Source organism: Pirellulales bacterium (assembly GCA_035656635.1).
Classification (GTDB): domain Bacteria; phylum Planctomycetota; class Planctomycetia; order Pirellulales; family JADZDJ01; genus DATJYL01.
In genome coordinates, this window is record DASRSD010000099.1 from 1 (window position 1) to 14970 (window position 14970).

11 protein-coding genes are annotated in these 14970 nt (G+C 57.3%); 2 read left to right on the top strand and 9 right to left on the bottom strand.

Annotation, left to right across the window (positions count from 1 at the left end; genetic code table 11):
- The first annotated feature begins 207 nt into the window (after window positions 1–207).
- Window positions 208–735, top strand: a complete 528-nt coding sequence (locus VFE46_09065) for a DNA-3-methyladenine glycosylase (GenBank protein HZZ28140.1) — start codon at window positions 208–210, stop codon at window positions 733–735.
- Window positions 736–804: 69 nt separating this feature from the next.
- Here the strand turns inward: VFE46_09065 and VFE46_09070 are convergent, their stop codons facing one another.
- Window positions 805–2841 (bottom strand): di-heme oxidoredictase family protein, encoded by a 2037-nt coding sequence (locus VFE46_09070; protein HZZ28141.1) that lies wholly within the window; start codon window positions 2839–2841, stop codon window positions 805–807.
- A gap of 244 nt (window positions 2842–3085) precedes the next feature.
- Between VFE46_09070 and VFE46_09075 the strand changes: the two genes are divergently transcribed.
- The gene (locus VFE46_09075) at window positions 3086–3964 is read left to right on the top strand and encodes an SDR family oxidoreductase (GenBank protein HZZ28142.1); all 879 of its coding nucleotides are present in this window, start codon (window positions 3086–3088) and stop codon (window positions 3962–3964) included.
- 87 nt (window positions 3965–4051) lie between these two features.
- Here the strand turns inward: VFE46_09075 and VFE46_09080 are convergent, their stop codons facing one another.
- From VFE46_09080 to VFE46_09115, 8 genes are all read right to left on the bottom strand, one after another.
- The gene (locus VFE46_09080; GenBank protein ID HZZ28143.1) at window positions 4052–4768 is read right to left on the bottom strand and encodes a hypothetical protein; all 717 of its coding nucleotides are present in this window, start codon (window positions 4766–4768) and stop codon (window positions 4052–4054) included.
- A 9-nt stretch (window positions 4769–4777) separates the two neighbouring features.
- Entirely contained in the window at window positions 4778–5389 is a 612-nt protein-coding gene (locus VFE46_09085; GenBank protein ID HZZ28144.1) for a CvpA family protein, read from the bottom strand.
- A 33-nt stretch (window positions 5390–5422) separates the two neighbouring features.
- Entirely contained in the window at window positions 5423–7240 is a 1818-nt protein-coding gene (locus tag VFE46_09090) for an ATPase, T2SS/T4P/T4SS family (protein HZZ28145.1), read from the bottom strand.
- The gene (locus VFE46_09095; protein ID HZZ28146.1) at window positions 7240–8415 is read right to left on the bottom strand and encodes a PilT/PilU family type 4a pilus ATPase; all 1176 of its coding nucleotides are present in this window, start codon (window positions 8413–8415) and stop codon (window positions 7240–7242) included. The genes VFE46_09090 and VFE46_09095 overlap by 1 nt, the downstream gene beginning before the upstream one ends.
- A gap of 67 nt (window positions 8416–8482) precedes the next feature.
- Window positions 8483–9250, bottom strand: a complete 768-nt coding sequence (hisF, locus tag VFE46_09100) for an imidazole glycerol phosphate synthase subunit HisF (GenBank protein ID HZZ28147.1) — start codon at window positions 9248–9250, stop codon at window positions 8483–8485.
- 149 nt (window positions 9251–9399) lie between these two features.
- Window positions 9400–10914: a hypothetical protein gene (locus VFE46_09105; GenBank protein HZZ28148.1), complete on the bottom strand. Its 1515-nt coding sequence runs from the start codon at window positions 10912–10914 to the stop codon at window positions 9400–9402.
- A 398-nt stretch (window positions 10915–11312) separates the two neighbouring features.
- Window positions 11313–12527, bottom strand: a complete 1215-nt coding sequence (locus VFE46_09110) for a hypothetical protein (protein ID HZZ28149.1) — start codon at window positions 12525–12527, stop codon at window positions 11313–11315.
- A 183-nt stretch (window positions 12528–12710) separates the two neighbouring features.
- The gene (locus VFE46_09115) at window positions 12711–14888 is read right to left on the bottom strand and encodes a helicase C-terminal domain-containing protein (GenBank protein HZZ28150.1); all 2178 of its coding nucleotides are present in this window, start codon (window positions 14886–14888) and stop codon (window positions 12711–12713) included.
- Between the last annotated feature and the right edge of the window lie 82 nt (window positions 14889–14970).

Below are 14970 nucleotides of genomic sequence, written 5' to 3' on the forward strand. Positions count from 1 at the left end.
GCACCCGGATGTTTTCCAGTTCCGATCACGACATTCACTGCCTGCACGATATTCTGGGCGATATTCCCACGGCAGGCTTTTTTGCCCAGGGAGAAATTGGGCCCGTCGGCCAGCAGAACTTTTTGCATGGCTTCACCGCCAGCGTGGCCCTGTTTGACGGCTAGGATAGAATGCAGAGTTGACTCTCTTTGCGGCGCGAGTCTGACTATGCCGGCCACCAGCCAAATTCTGGAACAAAATTTCTTCGCTCGGCCGGCACTGGTCGTGGCTCGGGAAATGCTGGGCAAGCACCTCGTTCGCCGTTGGCGAAACCGCGAGCAAGCGGTGATGATTCACGAAGTGGAAGCTTACGTTGGCCCGCACGATTTAGCCTGCCACGGCCGTTTTGGCCGCACGCCGCGCACGGAGGTGATGTTTGGTCCGGCCGGGCATTGGTACGTTTACTTGTGCTACGGCATGCACTGGATGCTGAACGTAGTGACCGACGGAGAAGATTGGCCCGCGGCCGTGTTGTTTCGCGGCGCGGGAGATTTCACCGGCCCGGGAAAATTGACGAAAGCGCTGCGCATCGATCGGCGGTTGAACGCACTGGCGGCCCAAGAAGAAGCCGGGCTATGGCTGGAAAATCGCGGCCCCAAGGTGCGGCGTTCGCAAATTGCCCTCACGCCCCGCATCGGCGTCGATTACGCGGGCATTTGGATGCACAAGCCATACCGATTTGTGCTAAAGCCGTAGCCAGCGGGCGCATCACAACAAGCGCGGCCCATCAGCGCAAAGTTTTTCTTTGCCATCCCTGCGCTGCAACTAATTTGCCGCGACAACACCCTGTTCCTGTGAAGGTGCGGTCAGAGATTTGAGAAACTCCACTAATTGGGCCCGCTCTTCCGGTTTGAGCATGAAGAACTGCTTGGCCGAGTTGCTGGCTTCGCCCCCGTGGAAGGCAATGGCCTGCTCCAGGGTCTCCGCCCGGCCGTCGTGCAGGTAGGGGCCGGAATCGCGCACGCCCCATAGCGGCGGAGTGCGCCACTCCTGGCGCAGTGCGCCGAAAGTTTTTTCACGGTCCGCTTTCGTCAGATGCTGCGGGCCGCCATTGGGCATATTGAATTGGGCCTGCAAGCTGGGAATGGGTTCTTCCTGTTGTTCTTCCTCCGGCGTATCGGGCACAAACACGCCGTAATTGCCGGAATCGCCCAATTCGGACCCCATGTCATGCAACAGCAAGTCGCTGTAAATGCCGACGACGTTGCCCAATTTTTCCGCGTGGCAGTTGGCACATCCGACGGCGGCAAATTGTTTTTCGCCGACGGAGAGTATTTTGGCCTCCGCGGCGCTGGCAGGTTGATGCCGTACCGGCGCCGGCAAGTTGCCTAAGTAACTGACTAGTGCCACGCACTCCGCCTCGTCCATGTCGTGCCCCTGAGGCTTGTATTTGGGATCCGACGGCAGGCCGGCCTGGGGATGATCGGGCACATCCAACCCCAACTCGACGGCGCAGGCGGTCATGGCAAATTCGTACAGCGATGCTTTTTGGTCTTTCCAACCGAAGCGGCCAATTTTGCCATCCTTCATTTTGGCCACGCGGCCCTGAATTTCGGGGAAGCCCTTGAATTCCTTTTTCGCCTGGTCGATCAGCACTTGATCGGGAATTTGGTCGATGAGCCCCACGCCAAACAGGGCCGTGGGATTGCGCCGCGAGCGAATGAAGGAGAAATCGCCCACCTGCCCCTGCAAGCCTTGGGCCTGGGTCATTTGCGCCTGCATTTTGAGTTGCTGCATTTTTTGTTCGGCATCCACGCTGCTGACCACTTTGATTTGAACGACGGGGGCAGGTGTGGTCGCTTGGTTGGCAGGCGCTAAAGCCGCGGTGTCCTGTGGGTCGGTGAAGGACGAATCATCAATTGCCATCACATTCGCATTGATACCGAACTGTCCCAGCCCCAGCATTTGCACGCGCCAGGCATCGTATTTTTCGTCCGTGGAAAAGCGATGTAACACCACGCTGCGGGCCGACAAAAAGCCGGGATGAATTTTGGCGAGTTCTGCTTTTTGGCGTTTGATTTCCGCGAGTTTTTCCTCGGGGCCAGGTTGGGCGGCAGGCTGCGCCGCGGGCGCCGCCGCTCCAGTTGGTTGGGCGGCAGGCGTGGGTACAGCGGCGGTTTGCTCGGTGGCAGGTGCAATTGCGGGAGTACTTGGAGCAGCCGGCGTGGCCGGGGAAGCAGCGACAGGCGGTGTTGCGTTGACCGCGGCCGGCTGAGCGGCATCGCTCGGCGCTGGCTGGCCGTCGCCGACGACCGTTACCTGGATATTGCCGGACGGTGGATTCGCCGTGGCGGCAGGTAGTGTATTGCTGTTTTGCGGCGCTTGATTGCGGGTGGTAAGCGTCAATGTTCCGCTACTTACTGTCACCGTGCCTGGAGTTGCCGGTTGACGGTTTTCGCCTTGGCTCAGGCTGTCGACAAAGACATTCAAAATCATGCCGGGCAACGTTTGCACGGCGGGCTGTTCCATTTGAGCGGCCTGCTGTTGCCGCACAGGATTGCTGAAGGCAGTGATGATGTCGACGTTTTTGCTCGCCGGTCCACCGCCGCCGGAGCCGCCTTGGTTATGGCAGGCCACGCAGGAGCTATCGTTAAAGACTGGTCCCAAGCCATCGCCGCCGTGAGAGCGCGGATCGTTGGGAAGCCATTCGCGCTGGAACAACTCTTTGCCATCGGGTTTTGAAGCGCTAACCGCAACGTTATCCGGCGCCGCACCTGGCTCAGCCTGTGCGATCAATGCCAGGCCGATAACCGCCAAACCGCTCGCCGCCACCACGCAATAGAATTTAGATGTCGTGGCCATAATTCGCTTCTCCAGAAGAGCTTGGAAGCCGCGCAGAATAAAGCCTCACGATAGCACCCGCATTATAGGAAGTACCCAGCCTCCAGAGCAACAGTTTCGTTTGTAACAACCTTGTCAAATGTTCCGACGGCTGTATTCCCTCTGTAAACTTATCGGGCGTCGGCGGGTGGCAACCCGGCGATGAAACGCTGTAAATCGGGTATGATTGCAGATTGGAAGCCCCGCATTGCTATCGCCGTCCTCCATGTCAATAAAATCTCAAACCGGACGCACCGAAAATCTGCCCGTCAATGGCGAAGTTCTGGCTCGGTTTGTCGGCAAAACGGCCGTCATTACCGGAGCTAGCGATCAGGGAATTGGCGGGGCCGTAGCCGAACGGCTGGCGCGGGAAGGGGCATCGGTTGTGTTGCTATCGCGCAGCGAGCCCAAGCGGCTGGTTAAGCGATTGCATCGCATGGAACGCGGCGTGCTATTCGTGGAGTGCGATGTAACTCGCTCCCGCGACGTGCAGCGGTCGGTGGAAAAAGCCGTGGCTCAATTCGGCCAGCTCGATGTGCTGGTGAACAACGCCGGCGTGGAATGCGCACGGCCGTTTGAAAGCTTTACCGACGATCAGTGGCAGGGACTGCTGGAAGTGAATTTGCACGGGGCGATCCGGCTTTGTCGGGCCGTGCTGCCGCACATTCCTGCCAGTGGCGGCGCGATTGTCAATGTGGCTTCTGCACTGGCTTTGGGCGGCTGCCCGAGCTTCTCGATTTACAGCGCCGGCAAGGCGGGCTTGATTGGGCTAACTCAATCGCTGGCCTGGGAATTGGCGCCCCGAAAAATTCGTGTGCTGGCGATTGCCCCGGCGCTGGTCGCCACGCCCATGACCATGAAGCACATGCAGCACTTAACGCCGGAAGTGCGAAAGCAATTGGAAGCCATACATCCGCTGGGAGTAGGCATGCCGCATGATGTGGCCGGCGCCGTGGCGTTTTTGGCTTCCGAGGACGCCGCCTGGATTACCGGCGCAACGCTGCCGCTGGGCTGGGCCCCGCATTATGCTTTGCCCGTCGCGCATTTTATGACGCCGGTGGAGGAGGCCGTACCACCCGCTTCAGCTTCCGCAAAACCGCGGTGATGGGAAGATCCATCTCTAGCGGCCCGTAACCAGCGTTTTCGCAAAGAATTGGTCCGTGGGCATTTGCTGGGTAATTCGCTGACTGCGTCATTCGATTCGAAAAGTGCGCGGCAGAATTTGCCATTGCTCTGTGTGGCTGCCGTAGGCCAGCGTGCGCTCGGCGTACATTTGCACGACGGTCGACTTGCTCTCGCCGATTTGTGGACTGCGAATTCGAAGTCGGACGAGCACTTCGTCGCGGAGATCATCGCCGCCAATGTAAGTCGTGGAAAGGGGCTCAATTTTTGATTCTGCGCCGGCCGCCAGCAGTTGTTTGACGGGCTCCAGCTTTAAAAATTCGTCGTATGGCTTCTTGGCGTCGGCTGATTTATCTTTCGGCTCCGTCTGTCCGCCTTGGACGACTGTGCGTTTGGCCGCCGGCAGAGTGAATTGAAAAGCGGCCAGGGGTTCGTTTTGCACAAGCAGTTCCATAAATTTTTCGGTGAAGTGCGTTGCGCGGGCTTCCAGCATATATTGCCTGCTGAGGGTGCGCACCGGGCCGGCCGCGCCAAAAAATACCGCCAAGAGCAAACCCAACAGCGCCAAGTGCCAGCCCGAAAGTTGCCGATCGGACGCGGTGATGCGCTGCATGGCGACAATGGAAATTACGCCGGCCAGGATGGGAATGAACCACAAAATGGGTCCAATAATGGCCGCGGCCGACAGCAAGCCGAATAAAACGGCGGCCAAAGCCCAACCGCTGATGCGGCCATACTCTATGATGTCGCGGTCCGCGGAACTTAACGGGGCGCTGGGCTGAGACATAACCAAAAGTTACGATCCGACGTAAATGCTCGTTGTCTTTTCAAACTCTTTCCGCCGCTGACCATATCTTAGAATGAAATCGCCGTTGGGATCAAACACGTGGGCATTGGGATCGCCCGGCGGTGGAGTGCGAGACAAAGCGCCGCCATTGCTCAACTGGTGCATGAAGGCCAGCCAATTTCGATCGGGCGCCAGCCCAAAAAACATGCGAGTTTCCGGCCGTTCTTGAAAACCAAGGAAATTCCGCTCCAGCGGCGCCAGGTGCATGGTAAACAACATAAATTGCACCATGAGCCACCCCAGAGCGACGGCAAATACCACGCCCCCGATGATATCGACCATCTTTTTGAAGCGCATTCGGTGGCGCGATAGCAAATCGGTGGCCACGCGGAAAATGGTAAAGAACACGCAGAAGCAAATCCAGACGGCGATAAAATCGCAGAAGTAACCAATGCTATGCCACATTCCTTCCAGCCAATTGGCCACCGGCTCGAACAAGTTTGTGGCCAATACCGCCGCCATCAGCGCATTGCAAAACAGCAGGCCAGCGCCCCACAGGCCTTCGTTGAATACGAAAGCGACACACACGGCGAACACAACCGCAATGATTAAATTCAGCATGGCAAGCTATTCATTGAGCATCAAATTCTCAAATTATCCTTTGAGCACTCGTTGCAATTCCAAAAGCGACGTGACCCCTTTGACCACTAATACCAGGCCCTCTTCCTGAAACGTCTTCATGCCGCCGCGGCGAGCAGCCGCACGCACTAAATCGAGCTTGGGGCTTTTCATCAACACTTCGCGCACACCGTCCTCAATCACCAACAGCTCGAACAGTCCGGTGCGTCCTTTATAACCAATGCCCTGACATTCCGGGCAAGGCTTCTTGGGATCGGCCTGCGACGGGGTGCGATATAACTGCTGCACCTTGCCGGGCGGGATGCCAAACTGCTGCAGAATTTCGGCTGGAGCGGGATAGGCTTCCTTGCAGGCATCGCACAGCTTGCGGATTAATCGCTCGCAAATGACGCCGCTGACCGCGTTCACAAAATCCTTGGGCGGCACCTTCAATAGCAACACGCGCAACAATGTCTCCGGCGCATCTTTGGAGCGCAGGCCAGTCAAAATCAGCCGATCTTCCGCGACCTGCTCGCACAGCAGCTTAGCGGTGGCGGCATCGGTTAAGGTGCGCACAACCAAAGCATTCGGGTAGGTGCGGATGATTTTTTCCAAGGCTGGCACCGGCGTTTCGCCGGCTGCGGCATTGTAGGTGGTAACCTGCAAGTTTTCGATTTCGTGCTCGCGGTTGTTGACATCTTCCACCGCGGCAAAATCGCGCACATACCGATCACAAGCCTTCAGCGCCGCATCGAACAAATTGCTCAAGCCGCCGTTGGGCATCGAGCTAAAAATCACAAACCCCGCACTTCGGCCTAGCAATTCCTTCAACTGCTCCTGCGTTTTGGCGCGGAGGCCCAATTCTTCCAGCGAATGAACCGGGGCCTTCGTAGGATGGAATTGGGCAACCACCCGCTCGCCGTTTTCCACGCCCACACTTTGCACTTTGCAGCCATAATGAGTTTGCTTGTAATTCGCCGACAAGGTTCCCGATTGGCGCTTCGCGCGTTCGTTGGCATCCAATCCGGCCATGGTTTTCAATACGGCGACAACCATGTTGCCGGATTCACGATCGCGGGGATCGACGTTGTGCCAGACGCCGTCAATTTGAAAGCGCACCGCGACGTTGGCAGCGGTGCATTCCAGCATGATGGCGTCGCCGCGTCGGTCGAGCATGTCTGCGACCATGTCTTTGGTCAGCACGTAGCCGGGCGAGCGCCGGGCGAGCATTAAATTGGCTTCGCCATCTCGGCCGCCACCGGAAGTGGCTTTAAATTTGACCGGCGCTCCTTTTTCATGATCTTGCTGCCGTTCCGTGGCAACCTTCACGCCAAATTTTCCGGCGACTTCGGCAAATACCTGCCGCAAGTGATCGATGGTCATTACCCGTTGGTGCGATTCTACCGCCTTGTTGCGAACAACAATGTAAACGCCCACGGGAACCAAATACGTCACGGCCATCAACGGGTAAGCTACCTCGAACCACGGCAATAGCCACAGGAGCAAAAAGGTAGCGATAAACGGACCGAACATGACGCCGTTCCAAATCATGTAGCTCATGTTCAGCCGCAAGCAATCCTGGCTAACCCAGTCGGCGGTTTTCACCCACAGCAAAAACAAAATCCACACCAAGAAGAATCGCGACAAGCTGAGGTAATACCCGTGGCCGCGCCCGATATCCGGTTCTTTGCCAAATTGTGTGACCGGTGGCAGCGGATAGGTCGGCCAGCCATTGGTTTCCTCCGACTGGGCAACTCCCGGAGTACTCGGCGGCTGAGCGGGCGCGCGCGAGGGCTGCCACAACAGAATGGCCCCGGCCAGGCATACAAAAATCAGCGCTGCCCAGCGTGACATCAAATCATTCCCGAGGACTTGACTTCGATGCCCTTGAGGGCCATTTTCAACGCCTCCACATTGGGCGCCACTTCCAACGCCACGGTGCGGTCGATCAATTCGCGATCGACCAATTCTTTCAGACTCATGGTGAAGTCTTGCATGCCGTCCTTGGCAGAAATTCGAATGAGGTCCGCCAATTTTTCGTCGCGCTCTTCCAAAATTAGTTTGCGCGCCATGGCGTTGAACGTCATAATTTCGACCGTCGGCACGCGGCCCACGCCTTCCTTGATGGAAGGCAACAATTTTTGAGCCACGATGCCGCGCATGTTGAAGGCAATGGCGCTGCGCAAAGCGGTGTGCATTTCGCGGGGGAATAAGTCCAAAATACGGCTGATGGTGCTGGGGGCACTGGAGGCGTGAATGGTGCCGAACACCAAGTGCCCCGTTTCGGCTGCGTGAATAGCCGTCATAAACGTTTCCTGATCGCGCATTTCGCCCACCAGCATGACGTCGGGATCCTCACGCACGGCGTGCTTCATGCCGATCGAAAAATCCTTTACGTCGGTGCCGACTTCGCGCTGGTTGATCAGGCACTTGTCTTCCGTGAACGTGAATTCAATGGGGTCTTCCAGCGTGAGAATATGCTTGCGGTAATGATGATTGATGTAGTTCAGCATCGACGCAATTGTCGTGCTTTTGCCAGAGCCTGTGACTCCGGCCAGCAGAACCATGCCCTGGTCGAATTTGCACAAATCTTCCATGACGGGGGGCAAGTTGAGTCCCTCGAAATCGGGAATCCAGTTGTTCACGCGGCGGGCCACCATGCCGACGTGCCCGAGCTGCTGCAGCACGTTTACGCGGAACCGCCACTTGGTGCCATCCACATCGACCACGTGGGCAAAGTCCGAGCCGCCGGTTTCCTCAAAAATCTTTTGCCGCCGCTCATCGAACATGCCGAAGATGAGGCGGACCATTTCTTCATCTTCAATGGGGCCGCGGCTCAAAGGGCGCAGCGAACCCTTGACGCGCACATACGGGGGGCGCCCCACCTTTAAATGCAAATCGCTCCCCTCGAGTTTGACCAGGGCGCGAAACAGCTTGTCGATTTCCAACTCCTCGTGCTTGACCAAAAACCGATCGACGGGGCTCTTCGCTTTGAAGTGATGATTGTTATTGTTTTCGCCGTGAGACATGGCTGTGTGAATGTCGAAGGACTATTTGATGATTGTCTAAATTGCAAATTCCGGACGTTTTAATTCGTTATAACCGCACTGGTATTCCGCGCTGCCGCATGGCTTCTTTGGCCTGCCGGATGGTGTACTGGCCGAAGTGGAAAATGCCGGCCGCCAAAGCGGCGTCGGCGTGACCCACGAGAATTGCTTCCGCCAGATGTTCCGGATGCCCCGCTCCGCCGCTGGCCACCACGGGAATGGCAACGGCCTGGCTGACGGCAGCGGTCATTTCTAAATCATAACCATTTTGCGTGCCGTCCGCATCCATGCAGGTGAGCACAATTTCGCCAGCCCCCAGCCGCTCCACCTCCTCCGCCCAGGGGACCGCTTGTTTACCCGTCGGCACTCGGCCGCCGTTGATGTGCACTTCCCACGATTCTGACCCGTTTTTCTGGGTCCGCTTGGGGTCAATATTCACCACAATGCATTGGCTGCCAAATTTACGGGCCGCCTCACGCACAAACTCCGGATTCTTGCAGGCTGCTGAATTAATCGAGACCTTATCGCATCCGGCGTTCAACAAAGCACGAATATCATCCAACGTGCGGATTCCACCCCCCACAGTCAGCGGCATGAACACCACTTCGGCGGTGCGCTTCACCACGTCGATCATCGTGGCCCGACCCTCGTGGCTGGCCGTGATGTCGAGAAACACCAATTCATCGGCCCCCTCGGCCTCGTATCGGGCAGCCACTTCCACTGGATCGCCGGCATCGCGCAAGTGGAGGAACTTGGTGCCTTTTACCACTCGCCCGCGGTCGACATCTAAACACGGTATGACGCGCTTGGCAAGCATGGATGCCGCACACAGGAGGTTAAAGACTACTGGGACTGTGCTGGAGTCAGCACCCAGGCCCGGCTTCTACTGGCAGACCGAACTCGTCACTGTAAATACAGGCCACTCGTCGGTCAATTGCCCTATCGGTCAGGAAATCGTAAGGGAAACTATGGCACGGGTTTTCCGTCGTAGACCGGGGCGGGCTTATTCGACTGCGGCGGTAGCAACGGCAGGGGAGCCGGTATGTCCAATGTCGCCTTTGTGGTCGACGGTCCGTTCGACGAACTTCCAGGAACTGTCGGCAAAGGCGCCGGCGGAACTGCCAAATTCTCGGACGTTGTGCCAGTGCCGTATTTCTTGAACAGCTCGGCCGCTAAGCGATCGTTGGGAGCAAGTTTCACCGCCTCGCCGAGCTCCTTGGTCGCCTGGGGGTTGAAGCCCGTCATCAAGTATTGATACGCCAACAAGAAATGCCCTTCCGGAGCGGAGGGGTTCTCTTTCACAAACTTTTCCAACGCGCGGAGATGTTCGGTGTAGCGATCTTTGTCGTTGTAGTAACTAAAGACTTCGGCCCAATCGCCAGGCGGGCCCAATGCCAATGCCACGTGCGCTTGGGCCGCGGCATCACGATACTGCCCGATTGCAAACAGAGCCAACGACATTAATTCCGGTGCTTTTGGATTCTGGGGCGATTCAACGGCCGCATGATTTGCCAACCGCAAAGCATCGCGGTACTTGCCAGCCTGAAAGGCGTCGCCCGCCTGGCCGTAAAATTCCGCGCCGGCTTGCGATGTGGTTCCGGAATCGGCATTATTCTGCGGCAACGGCGTTTCCGGCGGCAACTGATTGGCATCAACAGCATTGGGATTGCTGCCGGCATAGGCCACCGTCTCGTCGATCGGCACACCATATCCCACGGGTTGATAGTACGCGGTGTCGTAACAATAAGGCGCGCCGTAGCCATAGTAACCAAAGCCATAAAAGCAATCGCCAAATCCGCCAAACCACCACGGGAACCAAAATGGCGCCACCACGAAGCAGTTATGGAAATGATTGAAGTTACTGAAGTGATCGAAATGGTTGAAGTTGTCGAAGTGGTTGAAGTTATTGAAGTGGTTGAAATTGCCGTCGTGGGCAAATTGACCGTTATGAAATTGATTGCCATTTAGCTGGCTAAAATGTTCGCCTTGACTCCAGTTGTGGTTGAAGGCACCGTTCAATGACGAGCTATGGGAGAAGTTGGAGAGATTGCTGTGCGAAAGGTTCGACATCGAGGAAAAGTTTCTCGCTGCTGCGCTGCCGCTGAAATTCGCCGAACCGGGGAAGCCGCTGTGCGACATGCCGGAAAACTCGTGCCCGGAGACTTGGTTACCGAAGTTGCTGAAGTTTCGTGCGCTGCCAGAGAAGTTTGAACCCGCGCCCATGCCGCCAAAACTTGATCCGCCTCCGAAGCTGTGCATACTCATGCCGCTACCCATACTTGTGCCGCCGCCGAACCCACCACCAAACCCGCCGCCCCCCATGTGTCCGCCTCCCATGCCTCCACCGATTGCTCCGCCTCCACCTCCGCCACCGCCTCCGCCGCCACCATGGGCAAACGCCGGATTGGAATCGGCCGGCAGCATGAGGATCGCGAATGCCGACACCAAGACTGCGAAAAAGGTTTGTTTGGTCTTCGACATAAGTCACCGTCCCGTAATTTAAGAGTTCGCCGCTGACGGATACACCTTCCACAACGCCGATCGACTTTTGCCGCTTTGACGTCGGTTGCATCCGGCTCTAAGCAGCAATCCGCGTGGCCCAGTAATCGCGGAGTTGGGCTCCCACTTAAAAATTATACCCGTTAAATCGCCGACAGCACGCAAAAAGTAGAAACTGCCCTGCAAACCCTGTAAACGACACCTCTTGGCCGGCTATCCACTTTCCTGCTTTGCACAATTGGATTGGAAATGATTAAAGTCCAGTGGCTTGCTTCAGGCTTCGCGGCGGCAGGATACGATGCTCGGCATGCTGCTGATGGAGGGGTTCTCCGAGGAATCCGTTGCGCGAGTCAGGCTTGAGTCTCGTTCTTCTGCGGGGCTCATGCCGGCCAGAAAATCGGCTTCACGATGAAGCACAACGCAATAAACATGAGCGCACTGCCGCCGGCGAGCAGCAGCGAAATCTTTTCCGAGCTGGAGGGCGTGCGGCCTTCTTCAAAAATGATGCACCGATCGAAGTTAATCGTCGGATAAGAATGAGACAGAATGTCTTTCTCTTTGGAATTCAACGATTGAATTTGGTTGGTAACCATGCCGGGCAGTTGCGGCACGGCCAACTTCGCAATCAATTCTTGTTGGTTTGGAGTGTGCGTCGAATAAATGAGTGCCTGCACATTCGTGGCCTGATTGGCGATGCCTGGGGCGCCCGCGGCCGGATCGGCCGCGACAATCGGCACCCAGACTGCAGTCCAATCTCCTTTGGGCGCTCCTGCGTCCATTTTAGCCTGGTACGCAAAGTTGCTGCACAATTGAAAATTAGAGAGAATCAAGTTCGGATTTCCCTCGGGTCCGCGCTGAATGAGTTGCGCGAGCGATATTTTTTCCGGCTGTTGGCTGGCAGCGTCGGCCAGCTTTTTTTCTCGCAAGCCGTAGGCTAGCAGCGCCACGCCGCCTACCGCACACGCAATCACAATGCGCAGTGTATTGCGGCTGAAGCGCGGCCGAGACAATCCGCGGCCGGACGGTTTCGAACCTGCTTTCGCAGTTGCTGGATCGCCGCCGGGGGCTCCGGTTAGCCCAGCAACGGTGGCACCGGTTTTGCGGTTATATCCGCAAGCAACGCATAACACTGCTTGAGCGGGCATCGGCTTGCCGCATTTGGGACAAGGTTGCTCCGGCTCGGATTTCAGTCCATATGCGTCGGCTTCGGTTTCGTTCCAAATGGTTTTATTGCCCGCGGACGGGGGCAGCGGCTTTGCTGTTTTCGCAGCCGGAGCGGGTTTACTTTTGCCTTTCAGAACCGGCGTATTGGCGCCTTTGACCACCATGGAAGAACTTTCGTTGGCCGCGAGGGACATGTCGTCCAATGGCGCCATGGATAAATCGTCTTCCAAGTCAGGTATTTTGGTCTGCGCCGCTTGTGGCGCTGGTTGAGGCGCCGACTTTGGTTCCGGCGACACAAACTTGGGTGATTGCTCCGGCGGCGAGGGAACTTGCACTACTTGTCCGCAGTTGGGGCATTTCGCCTTCTTGCCTGCCGCCGCGGAATCAGCCAACAGAATTTTGCCGCAGGGGCATTTGAATTTGATCTTCATATTTAAGGGGGCAATCTCAGATGACTGGCGCAAAACAACTCGCCAAAGTAATCGACGGACTCAAACTTGACGGTCGTAATCTAGTTCATTATGAGCCGGCATCGAGCAGTTGGCCAGAGCGGAGTCTGGGAAACGCCCAAGCTCGATGCGAAAACGCGCAACGCCCCTTGCTGGCACTGCGGGTTAAGCTAAACGAACTCCGGAAAATTTTTCGACCACCACGCGGCAATCGGGAAGCGAGCCCAGAAACGTTTTTCCATACGGCTTGGTGCGCAGCCGCGGATCGAGGATCACCACCATTCCCGTGTCGGTTTTCGTCCGAATGAGCCGGCCGAAGCCTTGCTTCAATTTGAGCACGGCCTCCGGCAGTTGATAATCGACAAACGGATTGCCCCCGGCCGAGCGGATGGCCTCCAGCCGCGCTTCCAACAGCGGACGGTCGGGCACGCTGAAGGGGAGCTTGGTGATGATGACGTTTTGCAGCGCGTCTCCGGGCACGTCCACCCCTTGCCAGAAACTATCGGTGCCCAACAGCACGCTGCGGGGATTTTTTTTGAACTGTGCCAGCAATTGGCTGCGTGGCGCGCCGTCGGCTTGTGATAACAGCGACAAATTATGCTCGGCTAGCCAGGGCGTGAGGGCGGCGGCCGTGCGACGAAGCATTTCATAGCTGGTGAACAGCACAAACGCATGGCCATCGGTGCGGGACACGTAGCGGCGAATCATTTCCTCGCACGCCTGCTGATACGCCTGCGCATCGCTGGGATCGGGCAGGCCCTCGGGCAGAATCAATTGCACCTGTCGTTGGTAATCGAAGGGACTGCCCAAGCGAAGGCAGGCCGATTGGGTGAGGCCAATGCGGGTTTTGAAGTAATCGAAAGCGGGATCGGGACCGCCGACATTCTTTCCAGGCTTAGTGCTCCGCGCCGCAGACTCCGCGTCGCGGCTAAACGGCTTTGATCCACTGACCGTAAGCGTGGCGCTGGTCATAATGACGCTGGGCACCACGTCGAATAGTTGTTCCCGCAGGGCGGGGCCAACATCGATGGGTGCTGCGCACAGCGCGAACCGTTTGTGGCCGCGGCGCGATTTGGTCCGCTCGATCCAATAGACGGCCTCGGGCAAATCTTGCTTGATCCAGGTTTCGATTTCGGCGGCGATGCCCCGCAAACGCTCGGCGACGGAATTGAAATCGAAGCGCTCTTTGTCATCCTTGAATTTTTCGCCGTGCTGGCGGACCAGACGCGAAAGTTTATCGAGCGCCGGGCTGAGCAAGTTGGGCACGATGTCGGGCTTGGTTACGCGGCCGTTGGCGCCGTCGTCGAGCCACTGGTCAACGTCGTGGAAGAAATCGTCGGCCCGTACTCGGCAGCGTTCTACTTCCTGCTGGGCGTCGCCCAATTTGTAATGCACCAGCAGGCCGCGATTACTGCGGTCGTTGTAAAGCTTGTTGAGCGTGTACTCAATGGCTCTGGAGGAAATGCCCAGGCCTAAATGATCGCCGGCCACGCCTTCGACGGTGTGGGCTTCGTCGAGAATGGCGACATCGTAATTGGGCAAAATACTGGCGCCCGCGCGGCGAAGAGCCAGATCGCTGAAAAATAGGGCGTGATTGACGACCAAAATTTGTGCGTGGCTGGCGCGGCGACGGGCTTGGTAATAAAAGCAATCGGCATAGGTCGGGCAGTTGCGGCCCATGCAGTTGCCGCTGTCGCTGGTAATTTCGTCCCAGACACTGTCGATGGGGCGGAAGGAAAGATCGGCCAGCGAGCCATCGGGAGATTGTTGCGACCAGCGGCCGAGTTCGCCCAGTTGCTCCAGTTCTTCATCGACCAGGAACAAATTCCGGGCCCGATCTTGCGCCGCGTTCAGTCGCCGCCGACTGAGATAATTGTGCCGGCCTTTCACCAGCACCGCCGTGAATTCCTGCGGCATGACGGAGCGGAGCAGAGGAATATCTTTTTGGACAAGCTGCTCCTGTAGCGCAATGGTATGCGTGGAAACCACAATGCGGCGGATGGGACGCGGTTGGCTGCCGTCCGGTGCGCTCGCTCCGCTGCGCGGACTCCGCGTCGCGGCTAAACGAGGAGAACCGGCGGTTGAATCGGCATGACGGGCATCGGGTTCTTCGTCTTCGTCATTCGTGGGCGGCGGTTCAGCGGTGACAGCGAGAATGGCCGGTACCAAATACGCAAAGCTTTTGCCGACGCCAGTGCCGGCTTCGACCATGAGATGCCGGCGACCTTCGATCGCCGCGGCCACAGCCTGCGCCATTTCCAATTGTTGGGGCCGCTGTTCGTAACCGGTTAGCCGCGCCGCAATGCGCCCCTGCGGACCGAGAATTTCAACAGGATCGATCATGTTGAATGACCAATGACCAAACCTCAATGACCAAAATGCCTTGCTTCCACATTGGTCATTGGTGCTTGGTTATTGGTGATTT

Excerpts from the sequence above, each read along its gene's own strand:
- VFE46_09115 (HZZ28150.1), bottom strand. The coding sequence starts at position 14,888 with ATGATCGATCCTGTTGAAATTCTCGGTCCGCAGGGGCGCATTGCGGCG.
- VFE46_09065 (HZZ28140.1), top strand. The coding sequence starts at position 208 with ATGCCGGCCACCAGCCAAATTCTGGAACAAAATTTCTTCGCTCGGCCG.
- VFE46_09090 (HZZ28145.1), bottom strand. The coding sequence starts at position 7,240 with ATGTCACGCTGGGCAGCGCTGATTTTTGTATGCCTGGCCGGGGCCATT.
- VFE46_09095 (HZZ28146.1), bottom strand. The coding sequence starts at position 8,415 with ATGTCTCACGGCGAAAACAATAACAATCATCACTTCAAAGCGAAGAGC.
- hisF (HZZ28147.1), bottom strand. The coding sequence starts at position 9,250 with ATGCTTGCCAAGCGCGTCATACCGTGTTTAGATGTCGACCGCGGGCGA.
- VFE46_09110 (HZZ28149.1), bottom strand. The coding sequence starts at position 12,527 with ATGAAGATCAAATTCAAATGCCCCTGCGGCAAAATTCTGTTGGCTGAT.
- VFE46_09080 (HZZ28143.1), bottom strand. The coding sequence starts at position 4,768 with ATGTCTCAGCCCAGCGCCCCGTTAAGTTCCGCGGACCGCGACATCATA.
- VFE46_09075 (HZZ28142.1), top strand. The coding sequence starts at position 3,086 with ATGTCAATAAAATCTCAAACCGGACGCACCGAAAATCTGCCCGTCAAT.
- VFE46_09085 (HZZ28144.1), bottom strand. The coding sequence starts at position 5,389 with ATGCTGAATTTAATCATTGCGGTTGTGTTCGCCGTGTGTGTCGCTTTC.
- VFE46_09070 (HZZ28141.1), bottom strand. The coding sequence starts at position 2,841 with ATGGCCACGACATCTAAATTCTATTGCGTGGTGGCGGCGAGCGGTTTG.
- VFE46_09105 (HZZ28148.1), bottom strand. The coding sequence starts at position 10,914 with ATGTCGAAGACCAAACAAACCTTTTTCGCAGTCTTGGTGTCGGCATTC.